At 66.2% G+C, this 16,358-nt stretch carries 29 protein-coding genes; all 29 read right to left on the bottom strand.

The genetic code is table 11. The features are described from left to right. Nucleotides 1–90: 90 nt before the first annotated feature. Nucleotides 91–501, bottom strand: a complete 411-nt coding sequence (locus J2S57_RS25615) for a hypothetical protein (RefSeq protein ID WP_307247481.1) — start codon at nucleotides 499–501, stop codon at nucleotides 91–93. Nucleotides 502–523: 22 nt separating this feature from the next. Continuing rightward, on the bottom strand, nucleotides 524–907 hold the full coding sequence (locus J2S57_RS25610; RefSeq protein WP_307247479.1) for a hypothetical protein: 384 nt from the start codon (nucleotides 905–907) through the stop codon (nucleotides 524–526). Beyond that, nucleotides 900–1,556, bottom strand: coding sequence for a hypothetical protein (locus tag J2S57_RS25605; protein ID WP_307247477.1), 657 nt, complete (start codon nucleotides 1,554–1,556; stop codon nucleotides 900–902). Before J2S57_RS25605 ends, J2S57_RS25610 begins: the two co-directional genes overlap by 8 nt. Next, complete coding sequence (locus J2S57_RS25600; RefSeq protein WP_307247475.1) at nucleotides 1,556–1,942, bottom strand: hypothetical protein; 387 nt, start codon at nucleotides 1,940–1,942, stop codon at nucleotides 1,556–1,558. The genes J2S57_RS25605 and J2S57_RS25600 overlap by 1 nt, the downstream gene beginning before the upstream one ends. A 106-nt stretch (nucleotides 1,943–2,048) precedes the next feature. Further along, a complete protein-coding gene (locus tag J2S57_RS25595) occupies nucleotides 2,049–2,171 on the bottom strand; it encodes a hypothetical protein (protein ID WP_307247473.1) in 123 nt (40 codons plus the stop codon). A gap of 1 nt (nucleotide 2,172) precedes the next feature. Then, complete coding sequence (locus J2S57_RS25590; protein WP_307247471.1) at nucleotides 2,173–2,547, bottom strand: hypothetical protein; 375 nt, start codon at nucleotides 2,545–2,547, stop codon at nucleotides 2,173–2,175. 67 nt (nucleotides 2,548–2,614) lie between these two features. Next, on the bottom strand, nucleotides 2,615–2,854 hold the full coding sequence (locus J2S57_RS25585) for a hypothetical protein (protein WP_307247469.1): 240 nt from the start codon (nucleotides 2,852–2,854) through the stop codon (nucleotides 2,615–2,617). After that, complete coding sequence (locus J2S57_RS25580) at nucleotides 2,851–3,078, bottom strand: hypothetical protein (protein WP_307247467.1); 228 nt, start codon at nucleotides 3,076–3,078, stop codon at nucleotides 2,851–2,853. Before J2S57_RS25580 ends, J2S57_RS25585 begins: the two co-directional genes overlap by 4 nt. Continuing rightward, nucleotides 3,071–3,235 carry a hypothetical protein gene (locus J2S57_RS25575; protein WP_307247464.1) on the bottom strand — a complete coding sequence of 55 codons (165 nt, stop codon included), beginning with the start codon at nucleotides 3,233–3,235 and terminating at the stop codon, nucleotides 3,071–3,073. Before J2S57_RS25575 ends, J2S57_RS25580 begins: the two co-directional genes overlap by 8 nt. Further along, on the bottom strand, nucleotides 3,235–3,663 hold the full coding sequence (locus J2S57_RS25570) for a hypothetical protein (RefSeq protein ID WP_307247463.1): 429 nt from the start codon (nucleotides 3,661–3,663) through the stop codon (nucleotides 3,235–3,237). The genes J2S57_RS25575 and J2S57_RS25570 overlap by 1 nt, the downstream gene beginning before the upstream one ends. Nucleotides 3,664–3,908: 245 nt before the next feature. Continuing rightward, nucleotides 3,909–4,196 (bottom strand): hypothetical protein, encoded by a 288-nt coding sequence (locus J2S57_RS25565; RefSeq protein ID WP_307247460.1) that lies wholly within the window; start codon nucleotides 4,194–4,196, stop codon nucleotides 3,909–3,911. Nucleotides 4,197–4,267: 71 nt separating this feature from the next. Continuing rightward, the gene (locus J2S57_RS25560; RefSeq protein WP_307247458.1) at nucleotides 4,268–4,609 is read right to left on the bottom strand and encodes a hypothetical protein; all 342 of its coding nucleotides are present in this window, start codon (nucleotides 4,607–4,609) and stop codon (nucleotides 4,268–4,270) included. Further along, on the bottom strand, nucleotides 4,609–5,925 hold the full coding sequence (locus J2S57_RS25555) for a replicative DNA helicase (RefSeq protein ID WP_307247456.1): 1,317 nt from the start codon (nucleotides 5,923–5,925) through the stop codon (nucleotides 4,609–4,611). Before J2S57_RS25555 ends, J2S57_RS25560 begins: the two co-directional genes overlap by 1 nt. Next, nucleotides 5,922–6,914: an LvrA C-terminal domain-related protein gene (locus J2S57_RS25550; protein ID WP_307247454.1), complete on the bottom strand. Its 993-nt coding sequence runs from the start codon at nucleotides 6,912–6,914 to the stop codon at nucleotides 5,922–5,924. The genes J2S57_RS25555 and J2S57_RS25550 overlap by 4 nt, the downstream gene beginning before the upstream one ends. Next, nucleotides 6,914–7,537 (bottom strand): HNH endonuclease, encoded by a 624-nt coding sequence (locus tag J2S57_RS25545; RefSeq protein ID WP_307247452.1) that lies wholly within the window; start codon nucleotides 7,535–7,537, stop codon nucleotides 6,914–6,916. Before J2S57_RS25545 ends, J2S57_RS25550 begins: the two co-directional genes overlap by 1 nt. A 61-nt stretch (nucleotides 7,538–7,598) precedes the next feature. Then, nucleotides 7,599–7,808, bottom strand: coding sequence for a hypothetical protein (locus tag J2S57_RS25540; RefSeq protein WP_307247450.1), 210 nt, complete (start codon nucleotides 7,806–7,808; stop codon nucleotides 7,599–7,601). Continuing rightward, nucleotides 7,805–9,457 (bottom strand): DNA cytosine methyltransferase, encoded by a 1,653-nt coding sequence (locus J2S57_RS25535; RefSeq protein WP_307247448.1) that lies wholly within the window; start codon nucleotides 9,455–9,457, stop codon nucleotides 7,805–7,807. Before J2S57_RS25535 ends, J2S57_RS25540 begins: the two co-directional genes overlap by 4 nt. Further along, nucleotides 9,454–9,780, bottom strand: a complete 327-nt coding sequence (locus J2S57_RS25530) for a hypothetical protein (protein WP_307247445.1) — start codon at nucleotides 9,778–9,780, stop codon at nucleotides 9,454–9,456. Before J2S57_RS25530 ends, J2S57_RS25535 begins: the two co-directional genes overlap by 4 nt. Nucleotides 9,781–10,195: 415 nt before the next feature. Continuing rightward, on the bottom strand, nucleotides 10,196–10,594 hold the full coding sequence (locus J2S57_RS25525) for a hypothetical protein (protein WP_307247443.1): 399 nt from the start codon (nucleotides 10,592–10,594) through the stop codon (nucleotides 10,196–10,198). After that, nucleotides 10,591–11,112, bottom strand: a complete 522-nt coding sequence (locus J2S57_RS25520; RefSeq protein ID WP_307247441.1) for a hypothetical protein — start codon at nucleotides 11,110–11,112, stop codon at nucleotides 10,591–10,593. The genes J2S57_RS25525 and J2S57_RS25520 overlap by 4 nt, the downstream gene beginning before the upstream one ends. Beyond that, nucleotides 11,112–11,429 carry a WhiB family transcriptional regulator gene (locus tag J2S57_RS25515; RefSeq protein WP_307247439.1) on the bottom strand — a complete coding sequence of 106 codons (318 nt, stop codon included), beginning with the start codon at nucleotides 11,427–11,429 and terminating at the stop codon, nucleotides 11,112–11,114. Before J2S57_RS25515 ends, J2S57_RS25520 begins: the two co-directional genes overlap by 1 nt. After that, nucleotides 11,426–11,602 carry a hypothetical protein gene (locus tag J2S57_RS25510; RefSeq protein ID WP_307247437.1) on the bottom strand — a complete coding sequence of 59 codons (177 nt, stop codon included), beginning with the start codon at nucleotides 11,600–11,602 and terminating at the stop codon, nucleotides 11,426–11,428. Before J2S57_RS25510 ends, J2S57_RS25515 begins: the two co-directional genes overlap by 4 nt. Before the next feature lie 17 nt (nucleotides 11,603–11,619). Next, nucleotides 11,620–12,498 (bottom strand): hypothetical protein, encoded by an 879-nt coding sequence (locus J2S57_RS25505; RefSeq protein ID WP_307247436.1) that lies wholly within the window; start codon nucleotides 12,496–12,498, stop codon nucleotides 11,620–11,622. A 2-nt stretch (nucleotides 12,499–12,500) separates the two neighbouring features. Next, the gene (locus J2S57_RS25500) at nucleotides 12,501–13,430 is read right to left on the bottom strand and encodes a PD-(D/E)XK nuclease-like domain-containing protein (RefSeq protein WP_307247434.1); all 930 of its coding nucleotides are present in this window, start codon (nucleotides 13,428–13,430) and stop codon (nucleotides 12,501–12,503) included. Beyond that, entirely contained in the window at nucleotides 13,427–13,864 is a 438-nt protein-coding gene (locus J2S57_RS25495) for a hypothetical protein (RefSeq protein WP_307247432.1), read from the bottom strand. The genes J2S57_RS25500 and J2S57_RS25495 overlap by 4 nt, the downstream gene beginning before the upstream one ends. Next, nucleotides 13,861–14,151, bottom strand: a complete 291-nt coding sequence (locus J2S57_RS25490) for a hypothetical protein (protein WP_307247430.1) — start codon at nucleotides 14,149–14,151, stop codon at nucleotides 13,861–13,863. Before J2S57_RS25490 ends, J2S57_RS25495 begins: the two co-directional genes overlap by 4 nt. A gap of 73 nt (nucleotides 14,152–14,224) precedes the next feature. Further along, a complete protein-coding gene (locus J2S57_RS25485; RefSeq protein WP_307247428.1) occupies nucleotides 14,225–15,070 on the bottom strand; it encodes a ParB N-terminal domain-containing protein in 846 nt (281 codons plus the stop codon). Continuing rightward, nucleotides 15,067–15,282: a hypothetical protein gene (locus J2S57_RS25480; RefSeq protein WP_307247426.1), complete on the bottom strand. Its 216-nt coding sequence runs from the start codon at nucleotides 15,280–15,282 to the stop codon at nucleotides 15,067–15,069. Before J2S57_RS25480 ends, J2S57_RS25485 begins: the two co-directional genes overlap by 4 nt. Then, a complete protein-coding gene (locus J2S57_RS25475; protein ID WP_307247423.1) occupies nucleotides 15,279–16,343 on the bottom strand; it encodes a hypothetical protein in 1,065 nt (354 codons plus the stop codon). The genes J2S57_RS25480 and J2S57_RS25475 overlap by 4 nt, the downstream gene beginning before the upstream one ends. Nucleotides 16,344–16,358 lie beyond the last annotated feature (15 nt).

The raw sequence follows: 16,358 nt of genomic DNA, 5'->3' as shown, positions 1-16,358 counted from the left end.
CCCTCGTCACCGTCGAACGCCCGGAGAGCGGACTCGAGCGCCTGTCGCCGCGCGTCAGCCACCCGTCGGAAGTCGTCGGCGGGCCACGTCTCAACGCCACCAGTCGAGTCGGCGATAGCCTTCTCCCACTGGATCGCCGCGACCAGGAACGCCCGGTGCGCGACGTGTTTCCCGGCGAGCCGCCGCACCCTGATACCGGCGCGCATCCTCGTTCGCTTCCCTCCGGATAGCTTCCGTGGTCGCGACCTGCCGCTCCATCCCCGACCGCAGGGCCTCCTGCATCTCCTGCTCGAGACGCTCGTTCTTGGCGTACAGGGCGTCGGTGCAGGCCTTCGACTCCTCGAGCTGCCGTTCCAGAGCACGGATGTAGGCGTGTGCCTTCGTGTTCGGGTCGTCTGCCTGGTAGGTGGCAGCCTCGTAGGCGTCGAGTTCGTCCATCTCGGCGACCGTCGCCAGATCGCCCTCAGCGGCGGCCTGCTTGCGGATCAGACGGCGGTTCACGCGGACCGCCTCACGGATTGCGTCAGTCACTCGACCCACCGCCTTCTTTCGCCACGATGTCGGCGTAGATTTCCCTACCGCGATTGATTGCGTGTGCAGGCAGGCGTCCAGCAGCGCGCACCAGAGAACCGATCGCGTGACGACGCGGCCCCTCATCGAGCGCAGCATTGTTCGCCCTGCGAACGGCAGCCAAAAGCGACAGTAGCCGGGCGTTCTCCCGCACCAGCGGGTGCTCTTCGCCGACAGGGAGCCACTCGGCAGACTCGACCCAGGCCCGGGCGATGTCCGGCTCCGCTGCCAACTGATCGCGGTCAGCATAGGCCGCATCGATGGTCGCGTGGGGCTGGCAGACAGGGGCACGCCCGCCGACGTATGACCAGACGGTGCGGTATGAGACGTCAGCCACGGTCACTCCCCTCGTCCCCGTGCGGGTACTCACGCATGGCATCAAGCGCGTCGCTAAGCGCCAGCTTTCGATAGCGGTGCTCAGCACCGCCCGAAGAGTCAGCGGCATCGGACGCGTCGCCCCACATGCCGAGCAAGAGCCGCCGGAATCCCTCCCAGCGCGCTTCCAGGCTCGCGGCGGTGGCGCGGGCACGGTCACGCTCGGCCAGCAGTTTCGGGACCTCCGACAGCATCGCTACGGGTTCCCAGCCGCAATGCGCCTGATGGCCCATGCCCATTTCCGGATCGTGATCACAGTTGCAGCCGGCCACGGGAACACAGACATGTTCAGCGATCACGCACACTTCAGCGAAGATCGCGCCTTCCGCCGGCTGATCAGGGATAGCGGGCGGGGTGGCAACGGCCGCCTCGCCCACGTCGGCGAGAACGGGCTCATGATCCCGGGGCCATGCAGCGACAACCCCGGCTCCGACGGCGATGTGCCGCCAAGCCTTGTGCTGCGGTGCGCGCGTGCAGACGTAAACCTCACCGTCCGGGGAAGGCTCGGACTCGTTGCCGCAGATCGGCGACGACATCCGGCCGCCCGACTCAGCATTCACCGCCGCCATGATCTCCGGGAGGTAGCGGCCAGACGTGTTGAACCAGGCCATCACCAGCCCTCCTCATCTCGGAGCTGAACCCCGGCCGCGGTCAGCTCTTCTCGCAGGTGCCGTTCGACCTGCTCGCGGATGCTGGCCATGGTTTCTTCGACCTTCGTGAGAGACGTCTCCTCCATCACGATCCGCTCGGCCTCGCGGTGCGCGAAGAGACGCATGTTCGCGTGCACGCCGCGAAGGAAGGCAAGGGCGTCCATCTCGATGCCGTTCGCCGTGATCCGCAGGTCGACGGACTTGAAGTCGTCGCTGGCCTTGGCGAGCTCCTCGAATGCCTCACCTCGCGGCAGGACGACCGGCAGCATCCAGTACAGGAACGAATCAGGCTGCAACTGGTGCCAGTTGAACGGCTGGCATTCGGGCCACTCGGGCTTGTCGCTCACTTCTCCCCCTTAATTCGCTGCCACACGCTCGTGATCCCCCACCACGCGAGGAATCCCACCGTCACGACCGCCGCATACGCAGCCACGAAAGGCTTCACGACGACGCTCATCCGTGGCGCTCCAAATCCGCGTACAGCAGGTCGGTTCGGGTCCGGTCGTAGTCGGTGATGTCGTCGTACTCTTCGTCGTCCCAGTCCTCGTCGAAGTAGTCCGGGATCGGCGTGCTCATGTCACTCACCCGCCAGACGGCGTTCGACGTCGTGGAAGTACGACTCGACGAGCTTCACGCCCTCGACCTTGCCCGACAGGCGGTACTTCTCGGCCGGACTCTCAGCCTTGGCCGCCGCAGCGGACAGCTTGGCCGCAGCCCCCTGAGCCCGATCACGCAGCTCGGCGAGTACCTCGGTGACGTCGGGGACGGCGAGGCTGAACCTCTCCTGCGCCTCCCACCCGTAGCCCTCCGTGAACCAGACCTCCACCCACGGGCTCTTGAAATCCCCGCCCTGCCAGGCGGCCCGGACCGTCTTGATCCCGTCGCGCAGGCCCTGCTTGTCGGTGTAGACCTCGGAGTCGTCTTCGCTCCAGGCCAGTCGCCACTTCTTCATGTCTTCTCCCGTGTGTGGGCGTGCTTAGTGGACGCACCCACTCGGGCGCGTGAAGGATGGGGGTGGTTCAGATCTCGCTGGTGGCGACTTCGGCCACCTGACGGGGACTCTCACTGTCAGCGCCAGTGAAAGTCATGACCCCGTGGCGCGTCACAACATCGACGCGACGCTCATCGACAACTGTGACTTCTGCGCCACTAGCACGGAAGACGGGCCACTCGGCGAGCACCGCAGCGAACTGCTCAGCCGTGCACCGGGCCGTCGACTTCAACAGGTCACCATTCGACGACCACCAGAAGGCGCTCACGGCTCGACCACCTCGACCGTCGCCCATAGTCGGCGTCCCGACGAGTCATGCTGAAACTTCAGACGCCCGGCCCGCTCGAGCTTCTCGCCGTGATAGTCCACGCCGGTACGCCCCAAGCCGAGAGCTAGCTGCAACGTCGCCACGTGCGGGTCGCGATTGAGCCCGCGCAGACGCCGGATCTCAGCCACCAGCCGGTCACCCGTCGGCAGCGTCACGTCACTCACGGTCGCTCCTCTGCTGCGGCACCTGCTCGAGCGCCCGACGTTGACGGGCCGCCTTCTGTTCGGCCGCGAAATCCGCCGCGTCCTCAGCGAGATCCCTGGGGTCCGGCAGGTCATCCGGGTCCATGCCCGGCGGCAGATACACGCGCTGGCGACGCATCAGACGCCCTCCCTCAGGGCAACATCCGGGCCGACGGTCGCGACCAAGAGACGCCCCTCACGGAGAGGAACGTCGGCCACCTGCGCGTCGTCGGCGACCTGCGCCAGCAGCTCTTCCAGCGCACGGTTAGCGGGAGTCGCAGGCAGCCAGGCGAAGTGGTTGGCGACGTCATCGCAGGTTACATCCGACGGCAGGCACGAAACGCCGTAGTAGCTGGCGGTACTGCCGTCCGTGTACCGAATGTCGACCCGGTCACCGAGACGGAGATCGGCACGAACCACGTCGGGCATCTCCAACAGGCGCTGTGCTGCGTCGTTCACGGTCCCTCGGCCGTTCACGCCGAGTTCCAGCGGCTCCGAGTAGAAGTCACCCTCGCGGTGCCAGATCAGGGACGGCTGGATGGCGGTGCGCTGGGTCGGGATGCTCACCGTCCAGCTCCAATCCACGCGAGCCGACGGGACTTTGCCCGCATGCGACCGTGACGGCTGATGCAAGCATTGAGGGCTGCAATGAGTTCCTCGAACGAGTCAGGCTTGGTCCGCATGACGCCCTCCCTGGGCTACCGGGCCGGACCGATGGTCCTGCCGACTGGACTGATGCCAGCATTGCACGGCGAGGGGCCCTACGCAAGCCCTGCGGGATCGCGTAGTAGCCCTGTCGGATCAATGTCGGATCACCACGGGGCCCCGTCGTCACCCACCCACACACCCCTCTCCATGTGAACCGTCGTCGTACCCGACACCTCATGCGCACGCGCCACCACCTCCGACGGGTGCTCGATCACCGTGTCCGCAGCAGACGCCCAACGCACCGGGCCGGGGATCGCCCACCACATGCCGGCGGCCAGAAGGCCGGCGCACGCGAGAGCCGCCAAATACAGCCAGCTTCCGGAGATCGCCAGCGCCAGGGCGACGAACGCTCCGGCACCAGCAGCCAATGGCAGCCACGGGAACGGATCCACGGCAGCGCGCCGGCCGCGGCGACCAGGAGGCTGGGCGGGATGACGCGGGCTACGGCCCGTTATCGGGCGGGTCACGATGCCTCCGCCCAGCAGCGCTTAACGGCCTCGTAGGTGAACCAGTTCAAATCCGTACCGGCAGACCACATCTTGTCCGCCACATGGAAATGGAACTCGAGCAGCCCGGGCAGCGTCCGCAAACGCTCAACCGCCCACGCGTACCCCTGGTCCTCATCGTCCTTGAAACAGGCGAGGTGGGCGGCCTGCCAACGCGCCTCCTCCTCGTTCAGGATCTCCGACAAGCGCCGTGATCCCTGATCTCCGGAACGCGCCTTCCACTCGTGGCAGTAGACGACACCCTCACCGTCGGCGATCTCGAAACGGCGACGGTGGCAATGCCACTTCAGAGCGGACATCAGAACCCCCTCGCCATCGAGGCAACCCGCGAGAAGTGCGGCGCCCACGCGAGAGCTACCGTCCCGGTTCGTCCGTGGCGGTTCTTCTCGACGATGAACTCGATTTCCCCCGGCGACTCCTTGTCATCCCGATGGAGCAGGACGATCTCGTCTGCGTCAGCCTCAATCGACCCTGACTCGCGAAGATCGGACATGGCTGGTCGCTTGTCCGTGCGATTCATCGGACCACGGTTCACCTGCGCCAGCGCCACCACCGGAACCTGCATCTCCTTGGCCAACAACTTCAGGCCTCGCGAGATGCTCGCCACCTGCTCCTGGCGGGGAGCCTTGCTGTCGGAGGGCTTCATCAACTGCAGGTAGTCAACGACCACGAGCCCCAGGCCGCCCTTACGGCGACTAACGTCGCGCGCGCGGGCCCTGACCCCGGAGACCGTCTGATCGGCCCTGTCGACCACCTTCAGGGGCCAGCCTGAAGCTGAAGCCTGAGCAGTCTTAAGCCGCTCCCAGTCCTCGGGGCGCAGTTCCCGTCGAGTCAAGCGGCCCACGTCCACGCTGGCAATGTCTGCGGCAACCCGGTCGGTCACCTCGTCCCGGGACATCTCAAGCGAACAGAACAACGTTCCGACTCCGCGGCGGGCCACTGCGTGGGCGATCACCGACGCCACAACGGACTTCCCGACAGCCGGGCGCGCACCAACGATCAGCAGATGCCCCGGTCGCAGGCCGCCGGCCAGCATGTCATCGAAGTCCAGCAGCCCAGTCGGCAGGATCCCCGTCTCAGGCGACTGCCATCGCTGCATCGCCGTCGACAGAAGTTCGCCCAGTGAGCTGATCTCGCCCGTGCTCGAGTTGTCGCCCGCCGAGTCGATCTCCGCACGAGCCTGCTCCACAACCTCGTCGACAGCCGAGATGTCGCACGATCCCGTCATCTGCGCGATCCGCATCGAGGCCGCCTGCAGTCGCCGCAGCCTGCCCAGCTGACGCACGGTCTGCGCATAGTAGCTCGCGTTCGCCGCGGTAACGCAGGACGAGAACATGTCGACCAGCTGCGGCAGGCCAATGCCACGAATGGGGGATCCGACGAGTCGTTGCGCGACCGCCTGGACCTCTACGACGTCACCGCGCCCGTGCATGCCGTGCATGAGTGCGAACAGCTGCTCATGCTCGGGGCGAAAGAAGTCCGCAGGGGCGAGCTGGCCGATCTCGAAGAGCGCTCGGCCCGAGGTCGCCAGGATCGCGCCGAGCACGTAACGCTCAGCCTCGAGGTCATATCGGCCGATGTGGATGGCCTCAACGTCATGCAGTTCGGCGGTCATGCGGTCCTCCTCGCGAGAGCAGATTCGGCCTGCCGTCGGCGGTCGCGGTGATGTTCGGCCCATATGTCTCGGTTCCACTGGCGGAACGCTGCGGATCCTGGCTGGAGGTCTTCGGGCGGGGTTGGCGGCATCCAGGTGTCACGGCCGAGAACCGCGACGATCGTGTCCTCGTCGAGTTCGCCGTCGGCGCCGCGGTGGCCGGGAGCTTCCTGGTCGGCGGGGTACGGGTCGTCGTCCCACCGCTTCTGGTTCAGCCACGTGGCCGGGAGGGGCAGCTTCGCCCGGTTCCTGGGGAGGTTGGGGTCATCGACGAGCCTCTGAACGGCGGCGAGGAGTTCCTCAATCGAGATCAGCTTCCGGGCGCGATCCCATGAGTCGCGCGCGGCGCCCTTGGCCTGCTTGCGCGGGTAGAGCTTCCACCAGGCCTCGAAATGATCATCAAGGGTCAGGCGCTTCTTTGGCTCCGTGGCCCCGCTGCGCTGAGCCGGTACGGCAACCAACAGCACGCCCTGTTCACCGGCCCGGACAGGTTCATCGTCAGATGAACGAGTAGTTGTTCCCCTGTTCCCCTGTTCCCCTGTTCCAGGCGCGAGTTCATCGCGAGACTCTCGCGAATGAACTTCATCGTCTGGCGGATCCGGCACTTCCTGCAGGTCAGGGCGGGGGTAGCGAATCTTGCCGGGTCGATCGATCCTCTGGTGCCTGTCCCACTGCCGAATGAACATGAACCTCCGGCCGCCGATTTCGTACCGCGCGATCTGCCCCCCTGATTCGAGGATCTGCAACCCTCGCGACACTCTCGCGAGAGCCTCGCGAGGGTCATCCTCCAAGGGGAAAAGGTCGGCGACGATCAGCTTCTCGTTATCGCGACCCACCCCGTTGTCATCCACGTAAGACCAGAGGCCCAGGAACACCAGGCGGGTTTCCCAGTCCATGGACGCCACGTCTTCGGATGTCCAGAACTCGGGCTTGATGGTTCGGATGCGCATCAGATCCGCGCCCCCTTGCTGGCATTGCAGGACGTGCAGAGCGTCTGGAAATTTTCGGGACCATCCACGCCGCCCTTGGACTTTGGAAAGACGTGATCCACTTCAAGGCCGCGATGCATGGGCCGCCCGGTAGGCGCCAGCGGCACGGCATCACCGGGTCCCCATCCGCACGCAACGCAACGCCAGCCGTCGCGCTCGAAGACGAACGCACGCCCCTTGCTTAGCGGCCGGCTCTCGCCCGCACCGGCCGCAACCTCGGCCATGAGTGCGTCTTGGGCCAGCTCCTTGATGACTGCCCCGCGAGTTAGGGATTGATCCCAGGCGGCGGCCACCCGGCGCGGCTGCCTACCGATTCGCTCCCAGGCAAAGAATCGCCGATGGAAGATCTCCCCCTTCCCGTGATCCATTGCCACAAGGGACGCCTGCTCCAACTCCGCGAGCCCCGCCTGAACCTCAGCAATGCAGGGCTGGGCGGCCCAGCGGTTGCCCCACCTGATGATCATCAGAGGCGCGCATCCGTCAGCCTTGAGGTCATTGGAGAGCGTGAGGCGCATGAGGGTCCACTGGGCAACGATGCTCAGACCTTCGAGGTCCGACTCTTCCGTCGGCAGGGGTGCCGGCATTGAGCGCCACTTCATTCGGGGACCTCCTGTGTTTCCGCCGCCTGGAACAGTTCGCGGGCCATCAGGCAGCCCCTCTCGTCGCGCCCATGAAGGCGAGGTTGGTGAATCCGGCGGCCAGGTACGCGAGGTCAGCCGCTTCCTGGTCCCCACCGCTCCCCCGTTCGACGCCGGCCTGCCATGCATCCGCGGTGTCTGGTTCCGGCGGCAGGGTGTGGGCGTGCGGGTAGGCGGCCGAGCAGAAGCCCTCGACTTCGGCGCGTTCGGGGCTCACGCGGCGGCTCGCTCGATCTGCTCGCCGGAGATGCACTCGACGAGCGCGGAGACGAGCACCTCGGCGACCGGCGGCGTGACGGCGTTACCAAGCTGACGGACCTTGTCCCGCTTGCTGCCGAGGACGATGTACCCGGGCACGAAGGCCATTCCGGCGTGGATCTCGTGGGGCTCGAGCATGCGGAACAGGCAGTCCTCGACGGCGGGCAGCCCGCTGCCGGTGAGTACGCCGTCGCCCTGGACGGTGGTCTGCGTCGGCAGTGGGTTGCGCAAGTGGTCGCGGAGTTCGCCGCTGTCGTAGCCGTACAGGGACGCCCAGGCCTGCATGGTGACGAGCCCGTGATGGTTTCCGGATGCCGTGATCGTGGCGAGAGATTCGCTGAGGGGCCGGTGGTCAGAGCCGCCACCGCGGAGCTCGGTGATGAACGGCGGGATCAGTAGGCCTGTCTCGTTGCGAGTCGTCATGGTCCGCAGGTGCTCCTGGCTCGAGGCCGCTTGCTTGCCTTCACGGCCTTCGACGGGGATCAGGAGAGGCGGGACGAGAATGCCTTCGGTCTCGCGGGTAGTCCGGGCCCGCATAGGCAGCGAGACGGGCTGCCCGGTCTCATTCCAGGTGCCCCCGGCGGGTACGAGCATCGGCGGGACAGCGATCGACTGGTGGCCCGCCGTGGTGAGAGCGCCCATCGCCCGCTGCACGGGCACCGACAGGTGTGCGGCGCTCTCGCCCGCCCGGACGCTGTTGTTCCGCACGACGACCGGGCGGGCGTACTTCTCGATGCCGGCTCGGATCCGGGCCAGGGTCTTGTCGGCGAGAGGCTTGGCGCGGTCGCCGATTCGGGTTCCTGGGAGTGTCCAGTCGATCGCAGCGGCGGCTGGGACGAACACGGGCTCGACGACCTGGCCGCGGCATGAGGTGGTCGGGCACCGGTAGACGTACTGGGACCGGTATCGGCCCATGTCGACGCCGGGCTTCTTCCACGACTGCACGGCGGCGATGTCACGGTCGCAGGTCGGGCAGTGCGCGGACGGGCGCAGCCAGCGGTCCCAGTCCGGGTCGCGGCCGATCTTTGTGTGCCAGTAGGCCAGGTACAGGCGGTCGCGGGACTGCGGCGCCCGGGGAGCCCGAGTGGACTCGGCGTGCATTGAGTTCAGCGCGATGAGACGTGTCCGGTAGCCGATCTTCTCGATCCGGGACCGCCAGGCGTGCCAGTGCTCCCACTTGCGGATGTCGGTGACGTTCTCGACGACCCCGGCGAGGACTGGTTGCTGCCGGAGGTCCATGCCTTCGAGGTAGCGGATGACGTCCTGCATGAGCGCCCGGGAACGCATGACGTCGTCCTCGATCTCGACGTCACCGAACAGGCCGAGTTGAGCGTTGCTGCCGTCGTAGTCGACCTTCTTCCCCTTGGCCACCGACCAGTTCGTGCACTCGGGCGAAGCCCAGAAGATCTCCGCGTACGGGTGGCCGGCCACGTCGAGGTCCTTGATGTCGCCTCGGAAGTGCTCGACGTCCGGGAAGTTCGCCGAGTGCGTGGCGATGGCCTGTTCGTTGTGGTTCGCGGCCAGGATGGGCTCTACACCCGGGACCGTGTGAGCACCCTGGGTCGCGCCGCCCGCCCCGCAGAACCAGTCGTTCAGTCGCAGCATCATGCCGCCACCTCCCGCCGCGCCTGGTCCTGCTCGGCCCGCTGCGCACGCTTCTCGTCGATGCGCCGTTGCTCGTTGGGCCGGCGGACGATGGTGCCGCCGCGCTGCATGGCGGGGTCGAGGGGGGCGGGGCGGAGACGTTCGAGGAGTGCGGTCTGCCCCATGGCTTTGAGGCGGTCGGCGAGGGTGTCGGGCGCGTAGCCGAGTCGGCGTGCGAGGTTGTTGAACGTGTCGCCGGTGTGGCACATGTGGACTTCGATGAGGAGTTCCTCGTCGGTCCAGAGGTATTGGCCCCCACGGGGCTTGGTAGCCTGCTTCGTAGGCATTCGATGACCTCCTAGCGGTCGTCGTGCTTATTCGGTTGAGCTGGTCTCCCGGAGCTCTCCCCCTTGCCGCCAAGCTCAGGGGGAGCAGTGTGCCCGCAGGACGTCCACACCCTACCTCAGGGATACCTTGCAAGCCCACGATGGGCGCGGCTCCGTGTTGGAGTCCGCGCCCATCCGGGTTAGAGCAGTGGTCCGTGTGTGCGTGCTGTGTACGTGCGTGCCGAGGGGTCGATGATCGCTCCGGATCTCAGTGCTGCGAGGCCGGCGGCTCGTCCGAGCATGCGTAGTCCGTCGCCGCAGTAGGGGCAGGGCCAGGTGAGTGCGAGGCCTTGATGGATGGCGGCGACTGTGAAGGCTTGCGGCTGGTCGTCGGCGGGGAGCCCGCAGTTCTGGCAGTCCGCCTTGAGGCGCACGATCATGGCTGCCACCTGATCTGGTCGGCGAGTTCGCGGCCCATGTCGTAGGCGCAAACCTGGTTACGCCCGACTGGCCGCATGGCCCGGTATCCGTTGAGTCCGGCATGGTAGGCGGCGAGGGTGTCCTCGTAGCCGTAGTGGTCGGCGAACGGGTTCCACTTCTGGATGTCGGTACAGAGGGTCCGGACGAGGGTGAACTCGGTGCCAGCAAAAGTTTTCAAGAGTGTGCGCTCTTGGCATGAGTCACCACAGGGGCTTTCGAGGTCGACCTCGGCTCCCTCGCCGTTTCCTTCCGGGTCGAGCCAGACCACGTCTCCGAATGCTTCGACGAGCACGTGCTCGAAAAGGTCAGGCTGCTGGTCGAGTACGGCGTCGATGGCCGCGAGGATGTCAGTCATGTCGCCGTCCCCTTCGCGTACGCGGCCGGCCCCCACGGGTCGTCCACCTCAAGCCCGGAGCTCACCTCGTCGTCGAGCGCGTCGCCGTACCCTCCGCGGCGCAAAGCGTTGACGGCGTCGATGAGGAACAGTTCGACAGGCCTGTGCGCAAGCCCGGTCTTCGGTTCGTACCCAAACAGCGAAACCCACTGCCCGATCGGCATGATGGCCCGCCAGAACCCTGCACGGTCGGGCGAGTACCCGCGGCGCTGCACGACGAGGAGACCAATGTTGGCGCCCGCGTTCAAGCGTTCCTGTTCGGTCTCGCCGAGCCAGTCCGAGACGCGCTCCACGGAAGCATTCTTCGCCGCTGCACCCGACTTCACCTCGACGACGAGCCCGGGAACCGTGACCAGGTCGCCCCCGTCTAGGTTCCCGCGCAGACGTCGCCGCTCGGCCAGCGGAAATCCGTTCGCGGCGAGGTACTTACACACGCCCGACTCGCCCGCCGTGCCGATCCGACCAGACTTGTTGACCATCAGGCGCTCGCCTTCCTCTTCGCCCGTCGCCGGGCGATCCTCGTCCCTGCCGTTTCGCCACCCCACACGCCCTGGACTTTCCCGTCAGCCCGCCCCTCGCTGACGTCGGCCTCGATCCGGCACTGCTGCATGACGGGGCACCGCGAACAGACTTTCAGTGCGGGCATCGGATCCCAGTTGCGGGCTTCGTCATCGCCCGGGAAGAACTGGATCTCCTCCAGGTCGACGTCGCGGCACGCCGCTTCGTGCCGCCAGTCGTCGCCCTTGCTGGACGCGACGACACTCCCCCGCCGCATCGGCCACTTCACGCTGGTCATGCCACCTCCTCATGCGTGTTCGCCGCTGCGATCGCGGTCATCAGACGGTTGACGTCGGCCGTGGACAGGTCCGAGAACGTGGTCACGTCGCGACCCAGGACGCCCGTCGCATACTCGTGGCGGTCCGCGTTACGGACGCCGGCCCGGGTGAGAGCGCCGAAAAGGGCTGCCATGTGCTTCTGGGAGGCCTTCACTGGACGCCGCCGTTGGGCATCTCGCCATTGACGGTCGGGTCCGGCTCGCCCTGGATCGCCGGAGGCTTGGGTGCGCCCGCGAAGTCGACAACCTTGGGGGCCTCCGGGGGGAACGCTTCATCCTTGCTGATCTCGTTCCGATTGAGCGACCCGTAGAGAACTTCCAGGCTCGCGATGTCCTGGGCTGACCACTGATTGACGGACCTGCCGACGTTCTTCTCGAGCTGCGCCCGGGTGACCTTCATGTTCCGGGCGAAGGCATCGACTGCCGCCGTGGCGCGCTCCGGGATGGACTTCCCGTTCTCGCCGCGCTCCAAGGTCTCGCGGCACAACCGCTTGGCTTCCTCGACGTACCCGGAATCCATTATGCCGAAGAGCATTTCCCGTTCGGCGCGGGCCGCAACAGAGTTGTTGTTCTGGTCAATCTCGCGGGCGCCTTCGAGGGTCTTCTGACCCTTGCCGCCCGTGTACTGGACGTGTGGGATGATGATCGACCGGGACTTGCGGGAGTTCGTTTCCTGATCCCAGGCCCACGCCTGCACCTCGGACTGGCCGGCCGAACGCTCGAGTTCCTTGGTGCCCCAGTCGATGTTGCCGTACACGGCGGCCAGGGTCCGGGCCAGGTACACGGTGGCACCTTCGACGAGGCCGCCCTGCCGGTAGCTGTAGAAAGCGCGCTGGGCGAGGCTGTAGTTCGAGCATGCGCGTCGCATCTGCTCCTTGGCGTACTCCAGGTCGCGCGGGACCATGCGGGCGGCCTGGACGGCGGCGGCAACCTCGGCCGCGGCACGGGTGTGCTCGACGCCAGCGGCCTGCGAGGCGATCTGTCGGCCCCGGTCGATCTGGCTCGGGATGCGGGAAAGGTCTGCGGTCATGGTCAGTCCACCTCGGGGTACTGGTAGGAGATGTAGCCGGGCGTCTCAGCGGTAACGAGTTCTTCGGGGTAGCCAGGCCACTGCTGGTCCCAGCCGTATCGGGACATGCATTCGGCGTACGTGTTGAGCGCCTTCGCTCGTACGTAGTCGCCGATGGCGATGCCCTTCGCGTCGAGCCTGATCTGGTTGACCAGGTAGGGCTTGCGCTTTTCCTGGATGAGGAAGACGAACTCGACCTCTTCTGCAAGGTTGAGCATCCGCGCCCCGGCCGCGTACTGGCTCCGCTGAATGTGGTAGCCCCAGTCGAATGCTTTACGGATCCACTTGCTGGGCGCGGCCGAGTCGGCGGTCTTGAAGTCCACGAGCCATAGCCGGCCGTCTTGCTCTGGCTTGCGAAGGAAGTCCACGAGGCTGCGGCACCAGACGCCGGTACCCTCGTCCCGCCAGATCATCGTCTGCTCGGGTTTGCCGAACTCGTGATTGAGGAGGGTTGTTGCCCACTGGCTACGCTGGATGGCGTCGCGCATGCCGGCGATGACTTCGGCCTCCTCCTCCGTGACGACGATCTTCCCTTCGCCGCGTGCCGCATCCGCGTCGGCCTTGATGGCCTTGCCCTCTTTGGTTCGGCCGTCCGCCCTGGGGAAGGCGACCACTTCGGGGCCGCGTCCGAGAACGGCAGTGTGCGTTGCTGAGCCGAAGTTCTGGGACTCGGACGGTTCGCGGTTGCCCTCCTTCATCCACGCCTGAAAGTGGGCGGGAGTCCAACCGTCCTCATCGACAAGCTTCTTCATGCCCGTGGCCGAGAGGGACCCGCCGGCTACCGGATCGCGGTGATAGTCCTCCTCCGGGAGGTCGTAAACCCCCGGCTCGTCAATCAGCAGCTTTCCGCCTGCGCGCTGCTCCGGGATCCGCACGTCGGTGGGCGCGCTCACTGGGCACCACCGAGCAGCTGGGATTCGATCAGGTCGGCGATCTCGGCGAAGGATCGACCCTCATCGTTCAGGTCGGCGAGAGAAGTTCGAGAGTCGACATCGGGCTCATCCTCGTCCGGGATGAACACCGTGGGGTTATCCTCGGCCAATGCAGCCCAAGCCTGGACCTTGTCGGAAAGGACGCCCTCTTCCCAGGCGCGGCCCTTGGTCGGGTCTTCGCGGTAGCCCAACAGGTCTCCGTCGCTGGTGACTCGGACCATCACGTCTTCGGGCCCGAAGACGCCTGCTGCTTGGGCGCACTCCTGAAGGACACCTAGGCAACACCGCTGATTGGTGTTGGCGAGCCCGAGCTTGCCCTTGGTCTGCACCCACTTCCCTGACCGGAGCTCGGCGACCCACAGGCGGCCGACTTCTTCGTTCATCCGCGCGCTCATGCTCGCTCCCCCTCTGGCTTGAAGCCGTACTGCTCGTCGATGCCCTGCTCCATCCGCTCCCGGTGGCGGGTGAGGTCTTCGAGCGATGCTGTCTGCTGCCACTCGCGGAGTTTCAGGTCGAGGTCGGCTTCTCGGCGGGCCTTGTCGAGAGCGATCTGGTTGCGGGCTTTGCGGATTCGGATTCGCTCGGCGTACCCGTCTGTCTCGGTCCACATGAGTAGACCAAGACCACCGACAGTGAAGAAGGTGGAGCCCAAGAAGCCGATCGTTCCGAGGATGTCGCTCACAGCCACTCCTTCGCGTACTGGTCGACGAGCTTGTCTGCCTGGGCTTCGATTTCGCGGGACAGGTCGTCGTCGGTCACGGCAGGATCCGCTCAGGGAAGGCGATCCACTGCCCGGCGCGCTTCAGCATGATTCGCTGCTTGCGTTCACGGCCGGACCGATAGTCGTTCCAGGCGTGCAGGAGAGCGCAGATCTGTCCGCTGGCAGCCTCTTTCTTGTATTCGCCGGGGTTGAGCCGGGCGAGGCGGAGGATGGCGTTGCTGCTCGTGGCGTGTTCCGGGTTCAGCCACTCGTCCCAGAAGGATTCGACCTCCGGCTTGGAAGTGGCCCGGGTGATGAGGAACGCCGTAGACATGAGAGCTGCTTCGCCGAATGCAGTCTTGGCGATGCCGTACGTCAGGACCAGGTCGATGGCCCAGAGGATGTCCTCCTCATGCTTCTTCTGGAACTCGATAATCGCGGGCAGGCCTGGGTATCGGCCGCCGCCCCGGTTTCCCGGGCTTGCCTGCATGACGCCCGTGTCGTAGGCGAGGACGTGCTTGGCGACGGTCGACTGTCGAGAGGCGTGCCGGGAGCCCATCATGGCCATCTGCTGCGGCGGCGTACGGACCCCGGTCAGGTCCATGTACATCTGGTCTTCGGGGTCGTGGCCGCGACTCACGATGAACTCTTGAGTGGAACCGGAAAGGATGACGGCGGTCAGGCGGTGCTGCCCGTCGATGAGGTGCCCGTCGCGATCCACGCTGATCACGGACTTGGTGCGGCGCCAGCGTCCTGCTTCCATGTCGCCTGCGTACTGGTCGACGCGGGCCCTGTTCAGGGGCCTGTTGCGCACCTGCGTGCCGAGGAGTGAGGCCGCCTCTTTCGGGGAGATGTTCTCAACGGTGACCTGGTCCTGGGCGATGCTCGCAAAGATCGTCATGCCTTAACTCCGTCCGCGTGGTCGATGATTGCCGCGAGCCCGGGATACTGGGCCCGCCAGCGTCGTCTGGTGTAGTTGGGGTCGCCGCCCGCGATCTCGCTTTCGCGCATGACGTCGGCGAGGCACTGGCGGGCGTCACGGATCGCGTCGGCCATGAGCGAGTGGCGGCCGGCTGCCGTGGTCGGCTTGAGGGGTGAGCGGCGGGAGGTCACGAGTCCTCACCGTCGAGAAGTGGCTCGTAGTCGGTGATGTCCTCGCTGGTGTGCCAGAGCAATCCGTCGCACTTGACGGACGAAACCCAGAGCAAGGGATCGGGGCCCATTACCCGCACCACCCGAACTCCCGGCACCCTGCGCACGGTGGCGACGCCGACGCTGCCGGGCTTGATGGGCAGGGGCTTGGTCTCGCGGGTGATAGTGAACCGCGCGTTCGTCAACTGCCCCAGCCCTGATTCCGTAAGGCCAAGTGCCTCAGCGGTCTCGTAGCTCAATACGTCGCCCAGCGGAAGACCGCCCTTGGCCTGCATGTCGTAGGTGAAAACGATCGTGACCGTGTCTCCGTCACGCAGGTAATTCAGCGGCACCTCGCGGGTCTGCGGCTGCGTGGCGGGCTCACCGACCACTCGAACGGAAACGCTGTCCCGCTGGATGGCGGACCATGCGCGCGGGACTCGTTCCCCCGTGGCCCAGCGTTCAAGGCTGTCGGTGTCGATTCGGGTGAGGCGGACCCGGTTGTGGGAGTACTGGACCTCGACAACCGTTCCCACGCCCTCGGGTTCGGGCATGTTGAGCGGCTTGGGCTCCCACTGCGAGTCGAAATGGACGCACCCCGGCGCATGGCCGAGCTCACTGTCATCACAGGCGCGCACGCGCTGAGATTCGGGCTCACCGGTCTGGGCGTCCGGGAGGGAGACGAGGACGACCGAGACTTTAGAAGTCTCTGCCCGCAGCAACACTTGATCCCATGAGAGGTGGTCGCCCGTCGCGGTCATCCATGCCGACGGCACCCGAGAAGTCCTGTGGCGGTCCAGCTCAGCCCCGTCGACGTTGACAACCGAACCCACGGGCGGCTCACCCATCTCGGGAGTGATCGACTGGCCGACCGCGAAGACGGGGGCGACCTCGGCAGCGATGCAGAAGACGTCTTCGCGCATCTCGACCACGAAGGCCGGACCCTCCGGATAGGCGAACTCGCCGACGCTGTCGTTGTGAACCCCGCTGTTGGTGCAACGGGCCACACGGACACGGTCACCGGGCTTCGGAATGTACGTCACAGCTTCCCTCCGATC

Origin of the sequence: Kineosporia succinea, from assembly GCF_030811555.1 — a bacterium.
GTDB lineage: Bacteria > Actinomycetota > Actinomycetes > Actinomycetales > Kineosporiaceae > Kineosporia > Kineosporia succinea.
This window is presented reverse-complemented; position numbering and strand designations above follow the sequence as displayed.

Bases quoted from the DNA above. Each gene is read 5' to 3' on its own strand.
- J2S57_RS25510 (WP_307247437.1), bottom strand. From the start codon at position 11,602: ATGGCAGCCCTTTTCGGCGCTCTCACCCGGGCCGGCGTCCGTAACGCG.
- J2S57_RS25485 (WP_307247428.1), bottom strand. From the start codon at position 15,070: ATGACGATCTTTGCGAGCATCGCCCAGGACCAGGTCACCGTTGAGAAC.
- J2S57_RS25535 (WP_307247448.1), bottom strand. From the start codon at position 9,457: ATGATGCTGCGACTGAACGACTGGTTCTGCGGGGCGGGCGGCGCGACC.
- J2S57_RS25515 (WP_307247439.1), bottom strand. From the start codon at position 11,429: ATGACCAGCGTGAAGTGGCCGATGCGGCGGGGGAGTGTCGTCGCGTCC.
- J2S57_RS25560 (WP_307247458.1), bottom strand. From the start codon at position 4,609: ATGTCCGCTCTGAAGTGGCATTGCCACCGTCGCCGTTTCGAGATCGCC.
- J2S57_RS25555 (WP_307247456.1), bottom strand. From the start codon at position 5,925: ATGACCGCCGAACTGCATGACGTTGAGGCCATCCACATCGGCCGATAT.
- J2S57_RS25605 (WP_307247477.1), bottom strand. From the start codon at position 1,556: ATGGCCTGGTTCAACACGTCTGGCCGCTACCTCCCGGAGATCATGGCG.
- J2S57_RS25495 (WP_307247432.1), bottom strand. From the start codon at position 13,864: ATGAGCGCGCGGATGAACGAAGAAGTCGGCCGCCTGTGGGTCGCCGAG.
- J2S57_RS25575 (WP_307247464.1), bottom strand. From the start codon at position 3,235: ATGCGTCGCCAGCGCGTGTATCTGCCGCCGGGCATGGACCCGGATGAC.
- J2S57_RS25545 (WP_307247452.1), bottom strand. From the start codon at position 7,537: ATGCCGGCACCCCTGCCGACGGAAGAGTCGGACCTCGAAGGTCTGAGC.
- J2S57_RS25505 (WP_307247436.1), bottom strand. From the start codon at position 12,498: ATGACCGCAGACCTTTCCCGCATCCCGAGCCAGATCGACCGGGGCCGA.
- J2S57_RS25550 (WP_307247454.1), bottom strand. From the start codon at position 6,914: ATGCGCATCCGAACCATCAAGCCCGAGTTCTGGACATCCGAAGACGTG.
- J2S57_RS25530 (WP_307247445.1), bottom strand. From the start codon at position 9,780: ATGCCTACGAAGCAGGCTACCAAGCCCCGTGGGGGCCAATACCTCTGG.
- J2S57_RS25590 (WP_307247471.1), bottom strand. From the start codon at position 2,547: ATGAAGAAGTGGCGACTGGCCTGGAGCGAAGACGACTCCGAGGTCTAC.
- J2S57_RS25520 (WP_307247441.1), bottom strand. From the start codon at position 11,112: ATGGTCAACAAGTCTGGTCGGATCGGCACGGCGGGCGAGTCGGGCGTG.
- J2S57_RS25595 (WP_307247473.1), bottom strand. From the start codon at position 2,171: ATGAGCACGCCGATCCCGGACTACTTCGACGAGGACTGGGACGACGAA.
- J2S57_RS25525 (WP_307247443.1), bottom strand. From the start codon at position 10,594: ATGACTGACATCCTCGCGGCCATCGACGCCGTACTCGACCAGCAGCCT.